Consider the following 13688-nt stretch of genomic DNA (forward strand, 5'->3'; position numbering starts at 1 on the left):
AGAATAGAAAACACAGTTAGTGAAATCTCTGATGATCTTGGGGATTTGACGTAGTTGATACCTGTCAGTTGGGAGCGTCTTTTCCTGACTGGCAGGCCTGACAAGGAAAGTGATGATGACAGTACAAACATATGATTATGTGATCGTTGGTGGTGGCACAGCTGGCAGTGTGTTAGCTAATAGACTATCAAAAGATCCATTAACCAAGGTGCTATTGATAGAGGCCGGTATTGATACGCCTGAAGATGGCATTCCGCCTGAGATAAATAATGGGTTACAGCCTTGGTTACCAAGGCTTGCTGGAGAGCGATTCTTTTGGCCTGGGCTGAATGTATATCGAACCGCTTTGCATCCTGATATTGATCGTGAATTACAGTTTATCGAACAAGGCCGGATTCTGGGTGGTGGCTCTAGTGTCAATATGGTCGTTTCTAATCGTGGCTTGCCGCGTGATTATGATGAGTGGGAGGCGCTTGGGGCTGAAGGGTGGAACTGGGATGGTGTATTGCCTTATTTTAAGAAAGCAGAAACCGATAAAACCTATGGATCTCATGAGCTACATGGCGACGATGGTCCTATCCCGATTGACCGTGTAGATCCCGATCATTGGACCGACTTCACGCTATCTGTGACAGAGGCTTTACAAAGTATCGGTCTCAAAAATATTCATGATCAGAATGCAAATTTTGAGGACGGTTATTTCCCTCCTGCATTCACCTTGAAAGGTGATGAACGATTCTCTGCTGCGCGTGGATACCTTAGTCAGGACGTGAGAGCACGCAGGAATCTGACACTATGGACCGACTCTCATGCACTAGACCTGATATTGGATGCAGGGACAGTCAAAGGTGTAACGGTGGATCATGGCGGCAAGGTAGAAAAGGTTTTTGCCTCTGAAGTGATTCTGGCTGCCGGGGCATTGCAGTCACCGGCATTTCTTTTAAGGGCTGGGATAGGGCCGGCTGAAGACCTGAGTAAACTTGGTATCGAGGTTGTTGCGGATCGAGATGGCGTTGGACAAAACCTTTGGGAACACTCTTCTATCGGAGTCGTTGCTGAGTTATCTGATAAAGCCAAAGCTGCCGCAAGAAACGAGTTCTCTACTGGTCGCCATCAATTAGGAATCCGGCTCTCATCGGGGGTTGACCCAAATACGCCATCTGATCTTTTTCTGCATATCGGCGCTGATGCTAACTCTGGACTTGCATCTGCAGTCTTTTGGGTTAACAAACCCGATTCGATCGGGCATTTAAAGCTGAAGGGTAACGACGCCAGGACTTATCCTGAAGTCGACTTTAATCTTCTTTCTGATGAGCGTGACCTTGAAAGAGTCAAAGCAGGATTGCGAGTGATTGATCAATTATTCAAGCACCCATCCTTGGCCAAGTATGAACTGTCTTTGACGTTATCACGCTTTGCCGCCCCCCAGTCTGGAGGGCCTTTGTTATCCGAGCTTCTGAATGACAGCGCTGCATTGGAGCGTTACATTCGCGTCAATATTGGCGGGGTATGGCATCCAAGTGGCACGGCAAAAATCGGTTCTGAAGATGATCCACTAGCGGTGGTTGATCCCCATGGGAAAGTGTACGGCTTATCGGGTCTTCGAATCGCTGACGCGTCAATCATGCCGGTCGTGCCAACTGCCAATACCAACCTGCCGACACTCATGGTTGCCGAAAAAATAGCTGATTCCATCCTCAGTGGAAATTAAGGAGACATATATGTCTAAATATTCGTTGTACATCGATGGTGATCTTATTTCTTCTGATCGCTATTTCGATGTGATTAACCCTGCAACAGAAGAGATTGTTGCTCAGGCGCCATATGCCAGCAGCGCTCAGGTAGATGCCGCTATTCAAGCTGCACATAAAGCATTCCCTAGCTGGACCAAAGACGAGAGCTCACGAAGCGTCGCGCTTAAACTGGCGGCTGAGGCGATTCGGAAACGCAGTGAGGATATTGCAAAGCTCATCACGCTTGAGCAAGGACGGCCAATTCACTTCGCGATTGGTGAAGTTGCCGGGGCCGCTGCTACTTTAGAACACTATGCGAATTTCGATCTACCACCACTTTTACCACTACGTTCTGATAGCGAGAAATTTGTAGCTATTGAGCGTAGAGCATTGGGCGTAGTGGCAGCGATCACACCCTGGAATGTGCCAATCATCCTGCTCATTCTGAAGGTTGCACCAGCACTCAAAGCGGGAAACACCGTGGTGATCAAACCATCAGAGTTTACCCCGCTATCAACATTACTGTTGGGCGAAGTCCTGAATGGAATATTCCCTGCTGGTGTGCTGAATATCATCTCCGGAGATGGTGAGGTGGGGGCACAGTTAAGCCAGCATCACCTGGTAAAGAAGATCACATTTACAGGTAGTGTGGCTACCGGTAAAAAGCTCTATGCAGGTGCAGCATCAGATGTTAAGCGGCTGACGCTTGAGCTTGGTGGTAATGATGCAGCAATTGTGCTTGATGATGCTGATCCTAAAGCGATCGCCGAAAAGATCTTCTGGGGAGCATTCTGGAACAGTGGGCAAATTTGTTTTGCTATCAAGCGTGTGTATGTGCATGAGCGGATCTTCCCGCAATTGCTGGAAGCATTGATTGAGCGAGCCAAAGCTGCAAGGGTAGGAAATGGGTTTGAAAAAGATGTCGAACTTGGACCTATTACCAATGCTATCCAATTCGAGAAAGTGAAATATTTTGTAGCCGATGCGTTAAAGCATGGTGCAAAAATTCATACTGGTGGGGCCGCTCTCGCCGGTCCTGGCTACTTCTATCCTCCAACCATCGTCACGGGTGTTGGTGAAGGGGTTGCCTTGGTTGATGAAGAGCAGTTCGGTCCTGTTCTCCCTATCATTCCCTTCTCTGATGAAAAAGATGCCATCCGGCAGGCTAATGCAAGCCCGTTTGGCCTTGGCGCTTCTGTGTGGACTGCGGATGCGCAACGTGGGCTTGCTGTTGTGCGCCAATTAGACGTTGGGCTGGCTTGGGTGAATCAACATGGCGATATTCATCCAGGGGCACCAAAAGGTGGGTTCAAATGGAGCGGGCTTGGCTATGAAGGTGGGCTCAGAGGTTATGAAGAGTTCAGCGAGCTGCAAGTGGTAAATGCCGCGCTTAATTAATCAGAAAATTATTCAAAAAGGAAATAAAAATGCGTGCTGGAAGTTGGCCATCTATCGCTTTAACACTCGCTTTTGCAGTCATCATTGCTGCTTGTCACGGCAAAACCATTGTCTTGGTTGGTGATATTGCACATGCTTTTTCAGTGACTCCTGCCCATGCAAGTTGGGTAGTTTCGGCAGTAGCATTGGTTGCTGCTTTAGCTTCTCCTATCGTGAATTGGGCAATTGCACATATCGGTGAGCGCAGATCAATTGTTCTGGGGTTGGTCGTAGCTGGGGCATTCAGTTATCTGGATAGCCTGGCCACGACTTTTCAAGGCCTTTTAATCTTAAGGGTTCTTGAGGGGTTGGGCTATATCCTCGTTGTATTGGCTGCTTTGGCGTTGATTCTTCATACGACTGATGGCAAACGCAGAACCTCGGCGCTTGCGTTCTGGTCAGTTGCATCTCCATTAGGTGGAGCAATCGCTATCTTTTCCGTCTCACCTTATGTGGGAGTAGATTGGAGAGTCGTTTTTTCTGGCCATGCGTACATCTTGTTCGGACTTGTATTGCTGACGCCATTACTTCCAGGCGGTAACCTAGTTCATAAAACAGAGCGAAAGCCGTTGTCCAAAGTTTTTGACATTTATTCCGATCCTTCATTGATCAGATTGGCTGCTGCGGTAGGTGCCCCATTAACCTTAGCGTTAGGGCTGGTTGCGATTGTTCCGGTATATTTCATTACAAAGCTGCATGTTGCTCCCACAACGATTGGTGTCATCTCTACTGTGGGCATTCTCTCTAGTGTATTGGCTGGGATTTTTGCTGGATTTATCTTGAATATAAAACGGCTGGGTCCTTGGGTTGTGGTGTCGAGTGCTTTAATCGGCCTTGCGTTAGAGTTCGTTGTATTTCTCCCTGGGACAAGTCCATCAGTGGCTATCGTGGCAAAAATAGCGCAGGGATTCTTCGGAAGTTTCGTTGTTGCATGGATATTTACCAGTATCCCCAAAATGTCTACCCATGGAGATGTGATGGGGGCGGGGGGGATCGCGGAGCAGTTTTTATATATCTCCATGTTCTTGGGACCAGTTCTTTTGTTCCCACTGTTCGTTCTGCCAACATTGATTCCGTTTTTTGTCGTTGTGACAATCGCGCATTTGCTTCCGCTCTTCTTGCTACCTTTGGATATACCAATTCGGAGAATACTGAGATTGGGCGCTAAAACCGCGTGACATTTTCATCCTATGCATTCTTTTTTCAGGAATGATGATTACTTAACGAATTACTAGTCATTATTCAAACAGCAAGGAATCGGATTTCTAAATAAAGCAACGAAGTATTGTGAGTTCTGCTTTGTTAGTCCGAGCGATTCCTTGCTGCCTGAATCTGTCAGTAGGAAATTCAATTTTTGTAGTATCAAGCATGTTGAAGATGCTTGTTGACATAGATGTTGAGCGCTGCTGCTCAACGATGTATTCCGCATCAGCCTCAAGCGACCTTGTGGTGATGTGCTAACAGATTGTATTTAGCTTGTATCAAAGTAAGCGTTTTCATTGAAAAGATAAAATGACCATGTCTAATCTTACTAATTATCCAGTATCTGAGCCTCTACATAATATTGAAGAGAACTTGAATATAGTAAAGTCTGCAGATTCAAAGGCAATTACCGGCAGTGGCGAGCAATTTGATTTTTTTCACAAGCATGCTCATCAACCATTTGATAGACCAAGTAGGTGGATCAGCCTCCGCAATGTCAGTATCGTTGTGCTTGTGATTGGAACACATATTGTTGGATTTGCTACTTATTTGTATGCGAAGCATGATCTGGTTGTGATTTCCAAGAAAAAAGAAGTTTTGATCGAGTTTGTTCGGCCTGTGGTGCCAGAACAAAAAATAGAGCCGCTACTGCCTCCTCCACCTCGCAACGTGGAGCGTAAGCCTCAACCAGCGAAACCAACCCCTGCGCTAAAGACTCAGCTTGCGCAGCAAGATATTCGCCCTGATGATATTACCGTGCAGGAAAATACCACAGCCCAGCATACGCCAGAACCTGTGGCAGCAGCACCAACAAGACCGTCCGAGCCTGTGGCAGCAGGGCCCGTGGCACCACCACCGGCACCTAAGGAAGAGCCTGTGACGGAGGCTACTGGCTATGCAGGATATCTAAATAATCCACCACCTGAATATCCTTTATTTGCACAGCGTCAAGGTTGGGGAGGCAAGGTAATTTTACGCGTTCGTGTGCTTGCCAATGGTAAGGCCGGTTCAGTTGAGGTCAAACAGTCAAGTGGACGAAAAACTCTTGATGAAGCGGCTCAAGAGGTTGTGAAGACATGGATGTTTGCACCAGCCAGGCGTGGCAATACGCCTATTGATGGATGGGCTACTGTTCCGATTGAATTCCGAGTGTGAAAATAATTTTTGTGCAGTCCAGTTTCCTTCGTAAAAGGTCTGGACCTTAATTCCTGCTCAGCAAAGTAGATACAAACTCACTATGTAATAAGCGTTTATCTGGGCTCATGGATCAGAAAGAGGACGCATAAAATGATCTCCCCTCACATTGTTTGATATATTGCTGCCTCACTGACCATCAGGCCTGCACTAGCTTGCCGTGCATCATGAAGGGAGGGGTGCTCCTCCACCTCAAGATTGAGCTTACCTACAATTAGCTGGCTGGATACATTGCTTCTGCGGTCCACTGACCAGCAGGTTGAGCATGCAATGTCCAGAATTGTTCGGCGACGTCATGAGACTCTTTTGAGCCTGGGTTCACAAAGGTGGCCACGGTGACAGTGGCAATATGAATATTCTGTTCTTTCAGGTTTTCAAACAGTCCCAAAGTCAACGCGCGAATGCCAGCTTTGCCAATACTCAGCGAGAGATAGTCTGGGCTTGGATACAGCGCAAAGCCACCACCTGTGAGCAGAATAGAGCCTGACTTGGCCTCAGTCATTAACGGTACCACTGCTTTAATCGCCGATAAGGCACCGCCAATATTAACGGCCAGATCACTGTTAAACGTGTCGTTGGCTTGACTGGCGATTGTGGCCTGGCGAAGATTTGCCGCGTTGTAGTGCAGCACATCAATGTTACCTTCCTGATTTTTAACGGCGGCAATCAGTGCGGCTACCTGGTTTGCATCAGATGCATCTACCACCTTGGCCTCGGCCTGGTAACCTTTGCTATTCAATTCGGCAACTAATTTGCCAGTGTTTTCGGCGTTACGACTCGCCAGAATGATTTTAAACCCCTCTTTGGCGAAGCGCTCTGCCGTTGCAATGCCCATGCCTGGGCCGGAACCAATGCCTAAAAATACTTTCATGTGAAATCTCCTCTTCAATAATGACATTCAATGTTCGCCTATCAACAGGGCATAGAAGCGCTTTTTAATAGGCGCGCTTTACTGCATGAACGCTATTCTGATGATTACAATCACTTTGATAAATAGCATAATATTAAAAATATTATTTACTGAGAGTGATGAATGGACAGATTCACCAGCATGCAGGTGTATACATCAGTGGTGGAGTTAGGCAGTTTTACAGCCGCAGCGAATGTGTTTCGAATGTCTCCTGGCATGGTGACCAAACACATTAACGCCATTGAAAAGAGGCTGGATGCGACGCTCATCAAGCGCACCACGCGCAGGCTGCAAGTGACGGAAGTTGGAAAAGCCTATTACGAAAGCTGTAAGGAGATTCTGAAGAAAGTCGAGGATGCAGAAGCCGGTACGGCCATTTTAAGCGGTAAACCCAAAGGGTTACTGAAAGTCACCGCTTCACTCTGGTTTGGGTCTATTACCCTGACGCCCATTGTGTGTGATTATTTAAATCAGTTTCCGGATGTCAGTGTGGAGTTATCCCTTTCAGACCGGTTTGTAGACATTATTGATGAGCACTTCGATGTGGCCATCAGGATTGGCGAACTGTCAGATTCGTCACTCATCGCCCGTAGACTGTCTACGTTTGAGCTGTCGATATGTGCCTCTCCCGCCTATCTTAGCAGGCATGGTACGCCAACAAAACCAGAAGATCTGAAAAATCATCAATGTTTGGGTTTTACCAATTGGCGCAGTCAAAGCGGCTGGAAGGTGGTTGAAAAAGCCCTGACTAACCAGAGTTTCAGTCACTCTAGATTTGACTCCAATAATGGGCAGGCATTAAGGGAGGCGGCATTAAAGGGCATCGGCATTATCATGATGCCAAAAGTGCTGTTGGAAAACGATATACACACAGGGCAACTTGTAGAAGTGCTCAAAGCATTTACGCCACCCTCTCGGCCTGTGAATGCGGTTTATCCCAAAGAGCGGCAGACGACGCCTAAACTGGCTTCGTTTGTGGATTATTTAGCCGAGCATTTAAAGTAATCCGTTTTTCCATTCCACAATTACTGTGGATAACACAGTGGATTGCTTCTTGGTAACGCGCCTAACTCTATGATTCGCTGAATTTTTGCGGCGTCGAGTAAACTTTGACCAATCTGCGTCTAAACTTAAAACGATAATTTCAGCGGCGGGGCAGGAAAGGGATTGGGGAATACGGGCGGATATTCATAAGGCGGGCATGAAATATCGCTGACTGTCGTGGTCAATGATTGTTTCAATAAAAGATGCTGCAAAGTCCTTGTTCCTTGGTTAAACAACGTGCTGAACAAGGGGCAATTGCCTGTGCTACATGCTTTTTAAACATGTGGTTAACAAGCAATTGCTTTTCAATCAGTTGTGACGTTTAAATCTGGCAGAGCTGCGCCAGCCTTTGAACCGGCGCAGCTCTGGATTTCATACCATAACAGCAATAGCTGACGGGCGCCTTACAATTTCAAAGAATCCGCTTGCTAGTCGTGCGACCTGCCTGCGTGCAGACAGACATGTATTATTTAGTCACGTCCACGGCCGCGACCATTGCCGCGTCCATTCCCATGCCCGTGTCCACGATCATCGTCATGCCAGTTACCGTGATCATGGTCATCATGTCTGCCGCCAGGCCCGCCATAGGCGTTATAGCGAGGCGCATACACGTTCTGGTACCAACTGTCCTGCACAAAGTAGACCTGGCGGCCACAGGCGCCATAATTACCACAATAACGGCCCCATTTTTTTATCTGGCCAGGCGGCACGCGCAAATACATGGGCTGTTGCACGACGGCCACTGGCGGCGGCTGAATAATCACTGGTTGGGCATAGACGAGTTGTGGCGCCGGATAGGCATTCCCCAGCACAATCTGCCCATAAAATCCTGGTTGACCTACGCTCACTGCCACGCCAACCTCTGCGAAGGCCGTGACTGCGCTAGCCATTAATACTGCACCCATCGCTAATTTTTTCATCATCGTTCATCCCTCTAAATAAGGCATTGTTGCCTGATACTTACGCATGAAATTTCACGCGTATGCGCATTCTAGAAAACTGGATAATTTGATGACAGTCTCATGATTCTGATAGTCATGTCAGAATCTGCTGACGACGGTAACAGTAAAAAACGATAGATGAACATGTGTTGGTGGCGGCTTATTTCAGGTTGCGAATGGCCATCCACCCCAGGTCATGCATACACACGACAAACGCCCGTTTGTAGGTTTGTGTTTTGTAATCCGGCAAATAGTCCGGTCCCAGTTTTTTCTCACAAGATAGCTGATCCTGTTTCAGCTGATTGGGGAAAGCCCCCATCTTCCACCACGAGTTGATGGGATAGGTGACATCCGGCCCATCATTGGCAGTCGAGTGACTCGCCACACTTTTTGGCGCTTCTTCAACCGCTGTCGTATTGTTTACTGCTGGTTTGCTACTCTGCACTGGCGGTGCTGCTTGTGGTGTTTTTGCAACAGCTGCGGCCGCAGGTTTTTGCGGGGTATCCGCCGATAACTCTATAAACGGACTGGGTTTGGCCTGGCTGGCCTGCTTGTTATCCGTCACTTCTATGGTGGCAAATAGCGGGTCCAGCGCATCCACTTGCGGTTTCTGCCAGCCGTGTTCGGCCAGGCAGGCAGCAAGCTGGTCACCGCTGCCGCGGCAAGCCTGGTGCGCGCGGTCTATGTCTTGTTGCGAGCCGCCTCGCTTATAAGATACTTCGCCGCATCCCGCCAATAAAGCAGTTAAAAGAAGGTAAGTTAAAAGACGCATTGCTTGTCCCGTTATCAATTTGTTATGTGCAGTCTAGCTGTGTTTCCCAGTCACTATCACTACGCAAATTGACGTATTTGTCCTACACCCCCCTCTCGTTAAGCTGAGCGCAAGTTTTGATCAACTGTGATTGTTTGAATTTAACGAGAAAGGGAGTTTTAAATGATGAACTTGAAAAAATGTGCCTTGCATACAGCAGTAGCAATGGCTTGCGGCCTGGGTGCACAAATGGCAAACGCGGGTGCCACGATTACTTTTGGTGAAGACAAGTATATCAGTGCTGGCTTTGGTTTTATCGGCGGTTATTCTTCAGTAGAAGACGGTGCAGCTAACGGTAAAGACCGTTCTAACGATTTTTCTTTAGACAGTGCCCGTATTTATTTATCTGGTTCGTTCAACAAATACATCAAAGGCATGTTGAACACAGAGAAAAACATTGCGGCACCAGGTGGTGGTAGCAGTGACACCATTCAAGTAATTGATGCCAACGTACAGTTCCAGTTAACACCAGAAGTGGCGATTTGGGCGGGTCGTTTCCTGTCACCAAGTGATCGCGCCAACATGGCGGGTCCTTACTACTCCATGGGTGGCGGCTACTGGAGCGGCATCGCTTCACGTTATGGCTTCAACGGTGGTGTGATTGGCCGTGATGAAGGTGTGGCAGTGGTCACCAGCTTCCTCGAAGACCATCTGGCAGTGTCCTTCGGTGCTTTTGAAGGCGACAACATTTTCCGCTTGAGCGGTGTGGGTGCGCAATCAGAAACCGCAGGCAGCAAAGATAAATTGATGTATGCCGGTCGTGTGCAATATAACTTCTGGGATGCAGAGCCAGGCTATTACGGCACAGGTAGCTACTTTGGTGCCAAAGACATTTTGTCTGTTGGTGTGGCCGGGCGTGTTAAAAAAGACGGCGTGGTTAGTGGCTTAGGCGCCATTGGTGACTACAGCTCCTACAGCGTTGACTTCTTGTTAGAGAAGAAAGATGTCGGTCCGGGCACATTCTCAGCTGAAGCTGCCTATTACTACTACGACACCGACAATGCCATTCTGGGTGAACAAGGTAAAGCTTACTCAGCTGCGGTTGCCTATTTGTTCCAGGACGAAATCGGCTGGGGCAAATTCAAACCTTTTGTCCGCTATCAAAAGTTTGACGCGGATGGTGTGACAACCGGTACATCCAACATCCGTACTGGCGCAGATACCAAGCGTGTAGAGATCGGTACCAGCTATGTGATCGCACCTTACAACGCCATGATTACAGCGTCTTATGGCAAAACAGATACCTCAACCACATCTGACACCAACGACTTCAAAGTCGCTTTGCAGATGCAATTCTAATCAAGACGGATAACCCTTTCTCACCTAACTTTTCTTATTAGGAGATGAGTGACATGAAAACAATAGTGAAGCTGGATTTGGATAAAAAGCCCTGGGAGCAGGACGGTCAGATTCATAACCGTTGGCATCCAGATCTGCCGATGATTGCCATGGTTAAACCTGGCGATGAGTTCCGCGTCGAGTGTATGGACTGGACCGGTGGCCAGATTGGCAACAATGACAGCGCTGATGATATCCGTGATGTGGACCTGACTCAGGTGCATTACCTGAGCGGCCCAATCGGTGTCGAAGGCGCTGAACCGGGTGACCTGATGGTAGTAGAAATTCTGGATGTAGGTACCTTTGACGACCAGCAATGGGGTTTTAACGGCCTGTTTGCCAAGGAGAATGGCGGTGGTTTCCTGACTGACCATTTCCCTAAAGCCAGCAAGTCGATCTGGGATTTCCACGGCGTATACACCACTTCCCGCCATGTGCCTAAGGTACGCTATGCCGGCATCATGCACCCGGGTTTGATTGGCTGCCTGCCATCACGTGAATTGCTGGAGACATGGAATGAGCGTGAAGCTGCGCTGATTGCAACGGATCCGGACCGCGTGCCGGCACTGGCACTGCCACCTGAGCCTAAATCTGCCGTCATGGGCCGTTTGTCTGGTGAAGCTGCCACAAAGGCGGCGGCGGAGGGTGCACGTACCGTGCCACCACGTGACCACGGTGGTAACTGCGACATCAAGAACCTGACCAAAGGCTCGAAAATATTCTTCCCGGTCTATGTGAAGGATGGCGGTCTCTCCATGGGTGACCTGCACTTCTCACAAGGCGATGGTGAAATCACGTTCTGTGGTGCGATTGAGATGGCCGGTTACCTGGATATCAAAGTCAGCCTGATCAAAGACGGTGTGAAGAAATATGCGATCAAAAACCCGATTTTCCAGCCTAGCCCGATCACACCGACTTACCGTGATTACGTGATTTTTGAAGGTATTTCAGTGGATGAAGCGGGCAAGCAGCATTACCTGGATGTACATGTTGCTTATCGTCAGGCTTGCCTAAACGCGATCGAGTACCTGAAGAAATTTGGTTACAGCGGCGAGCAGGCAGTAGCGATTCTCGGCACGGCACCGGTAGAAGGGCATATCAGCGGCATCGTCGATATTCCTAACGCTTGCGCCACCTTGTGGATCCCGACCGAAATCTTCGAGTTTGATATCCGGCCAAATGCCGATGGACCGAAGATTGAAGTGCCACCTGGTATTAACGTGGCGCCGAGTACGTAAGCCCGTACTGAACAAGAAAACGTTTTCATCAGGCCAGGTTTGCATCAGGCAAACCGGCAAAGAAAGGGTACAGATGCCTCTTTACGAATATGAGTGTGACAGTTGTGGCGTGTTTACCGCGCTACGCAAAATGAGTGAATCCAGTTTGCCAGCAGAGTGTGAGTGTTGCGGTGCCGAAAGTCCGCGCATTCTTTCTGTGCCCAAACTGGCCATTCTGGGCAAGCAGCAACGCTCCGCATATGAACGTAACGAGAAATCTGCGCATGAGCCTCGCAGCGGTCGCCGCTCCAGTTGTGGTTGTACCGGGTCACATACCTGTAAGACCACCACCAAGGTGAATCCGGATAACGGCAAACCTGCGATGCAAATGCAAACCAAGAAAACAGCAAGACCGTGGATGATCGGACATTAGTCCGATCGGACACTCGCCAGTATTCACATGTATGTAAGCAGAAATAGCAATTAACTTAATTGATTTATCCATAAAGGAGAAGATGTAATGAGTACCTTAAACAGACGAGGTTTTATGAAAGGCGCATTGCTGGGAGCTATGATGGCCGCAGGCCTCATCAGCGGTCATGCTTTTGCTGCAGATTTTCCAACGGCAAAAGTAAACACCACCGGCCTGGCAGTGACTGACACGACGGTAAAAGTAGGTATTCTGCATTCCGCCACCGGTACCATGGCGATTAGTGAAACAGGGTCTATCCAGGCTGAAAAGCTGGCCATCGAGCAGATTAACGCCATGGGCGGCATTCTGGGTCGCAAGATTGAAATCGTGCAGGAAGACGGTGCCTCTGACTGGCCAACATTCGCTGAAAAAGCGAAGAAGTTGCTGGAAAAAGACAAAGTGGCTTCTGTGATGGGTTGCTGGACATCGGCTTCACGTAAAGCCGCTTTGCCAGTGTTTGAGAAAGACAACGGCTTGCTGTTCTACCCAACCTTCTATGAAGGCCTGGAACAATCCAAAAACGTGTTCTACACCGGCCAGGAAGCCACACAACAAATTCTGGCAGGTCTGGACTGGATTGCTAAAGAGAAAAAAGCCAAAACCTTCTACCTGATTGGTTCTGACTACATCTGGCCACGTACCTCGATGAAAATTGCCCGTAAACACATCGAGCAACATCTGGGCGGCAAAGTGGTAGGTGAAGAGTACATCGCGCTGGGCGACACACAATTTGGTTCTGTGATCAACAAAATCAAACTGAAAAAACCTGACGTGATTTACGCAGCGGTGGTGGGCGGCAGTAACGTGGCTTGGTTCAAACAGTTGAACGCGGCTGGTTTGAACTCCAGCAAGCAAACCATGTTGACTATCTCCGTGACTGAAGATGAAGTGTTGGGTATTGGCGGTGAAAACCTGGCTGGTTTCTACTCAGCGATGAAGTACTTCCAGTCCCAAGACAATGATTCAAACAAGAAATTTGTTGAAGCATTCAAAAAACGCTGGGGTAAAGATGCTGTGATCGGTGACGTAACACAAGCGGCTTACCTGGGCCCATGGTTGTACAAAGCGGCAGTTGAGCGCGCAGGTAGCTTTGATGTCGATAAAGTACAAGCGGCATTGCCTGGCTACGAGTTCAAAGATGCACCTGAAGGTCCTGTGACTGTTGAGGCTAACCATCACCTGACGACCAAGCTGCGTATTGGTCAATGGGGTAAGGATGGCCAGGCCAAAGTGGTTTACACCTCTGACTACATCAAACCAGATCCATTTCCAAAAGGCTACCAATAAACCGGTAGTGGCTTAAAAGCTTGAGCGGTAGCCGGAGAATATCCGGCTACCGTTTGGCGCAAGTAGCAAACAATATTTTAGAGAAGTAGCATTTAAAGGAG

Annotated in this window: 12 protein-coding genes; 9 read left to right on the forward strand and 3 right to left on the reverse strand. The window is 48.4% G+C overall.

Annotated elements, in window-relative coordinates:
• The first annotated feature begins 112 nt into the window (after positions 1-112).
• The 4 genes from OH31_RS03240 (at position 113) to OH31_RS03255 (ending at position 5528) form a co-directional block, all read left to right on the forward strand.
• Positions 113-1711: a GMC family oxidoreductase gene (locus tag OH31_RS03240; RefSeq protein WP_305079932.1), complete on the forward strand. Its 1599-nt coding sequence runs from the start codon at positions 113-115 to the stop codon at positions 1709-1711.
• Between the two features lie 10 nt (positions 1712-1721).
• Entirely contained in the window at positions 1722-3131 is a 1410-nt protein-coding gene (locus OH31_RS03245; RefSeq protein WP_024929609.1) for an aldehyde dehydrogenase family protein, read from the forward strand.
• Positions 3132-3160: 29 nt separating this feature from the next.
• Positions 3161-4348 carry an MFS transporter gene (locus OH31_RS03250; RefSeq protein ID WP_024929610.1) on the forward strand — a complete coding sequence of 396 codons (1188 nt, stop codon included), beginning with the start codon at positions 3161-3163 and terminating at the stop codon, positions 4346-4348.
• Positions 4349-4688: 340 nt separating this feature from the next.
• Positions 4689-5528, forward strand: coding sequence for a TonB family protein (locus OH31_RS03255; protein ID WP_024929611.1), 840 nt, complete (start codon positions 4689-4691; stop codon positions 5526-5528).
• Positions 5529-5781: 253 nt separating this feature from the next.
• Here the strand turns inward: OH31_RS03255 and OH31_RS03260 are convergent, their stop codons facing one another.
• Positions 5782-6438 (reverse strand): SDR family oxidoreductase, encoded by a 657-nt coding sequence (locus tag OH31_RS03260; protein WP_024929612.1) that lies wholly within the window; start codon positions 6436-6438, stop codon positions 5782-5784.
• Positions 6439-6600: 162 nt separating this feature from the next.
• On the opposite strand from OH31_RS03260, the gene OH31_RS03270 reads away from it, so the two are divergent.
• Positions 6601-7482: a LysR family transcriptional regulator gene (locus OH31_RS03270; protein ID WP_024929613.1), complete on the forward strand. Its 882-nt coding sequence runs from the start codon at positions 6601-6603 to the stop codon at positions 7480-7482.
• Between the two features lie 509 nt (positions 7483-7991).
• Here OH31_RS03270 and OH31_RS03275 read toward each other — a convergent pair.
• A complete protein-coding gene (locus tag OH31_RS03275) occupies positions 7992-8441 on the reverse strand; it encodes a hypothetical protein (protein ID WP_024929614.1) in 450 nt (149 codons plus the stop codon).
• A 181-nt stretch (positions 8442-8622) separates the two neighbouring features.
• Positions 8623-9234, reverse strand: a complete 612-nt coding sequence (locus OH31_RS03280; RefSeq protein WP_242402190.1) for a hypothetical protein — start codon at positions 9232-9234, stop codon at positions 8623-8625.
• 162 nt (positions 9235-9396) lie between these two features.
• On the opposite strand from OH31_RS03280, the gene OH31_RS03285 reads away from it, so the two are divergent.
• The 4 genes from OH31_RS03285 to urtA all read left to right on the forward strand — a co-directional run bounded on the left by OH31_RS03285 (position 9397) and on the right by urtA (position 13587).
• A complete protein-coding gene (locus OH31_RS03285; protein ID WP_024929616.1) occupies positions 9397-10572 on the forward strand; it encodes a hypothetical protein in 1176 nt (391 codons plus the stop codon).
• A 53-nt stretch (positions 10573-10625) separates the two neighbouring features.
• The gene (gene fmdA / locus OH31_RS03290) at positions 10626-11849 is read left to right on the forward strand and encodes a formamidase (RefSeq protein WP_019881610.1); all 1224 of its coding nucleotides are present in this window, start codon (positions 10626-10628) and stop codon (positions 11847-11849) included.
• A 73-nt stretch (positions 11850-11922) separates the two neighbouring features.
• A complete protein-coding gene (locus tag OH31_RS03295) occupies positions 11923-12261 on the forward strand; it encodes an FmdB family zinc ribbon protein (protein ID WP_019881611.1) in 339 nt (112 codons plus the stop codon).
• An 87-nt stretch (positions 12262-12348) separates the two neighbouring features.
• Positions 12349-13587 (forward strand): urea ABC transporter substrate-binding protein, encoded by a 1239-nt coding sequence (urtA, locus tag OH31_RS03300; RefSeq protein WP_024929617.1) that lies wholly within the window; start codon positions 12349-12351, stop codon positions 13585-13587.
• The last annotated feature ends 101 nt before the right edge of the window (positions 13588-13688 follow it).

Source organism: Methylophilus sp. OH31 (genome assembly GCF_000576615.1).
Taxonomy (GTDB): Bacteria; Pseudomonadota; Gammaproteobacteria; order Burkholderiales; family Methylophilaceae; genus Methylophilus.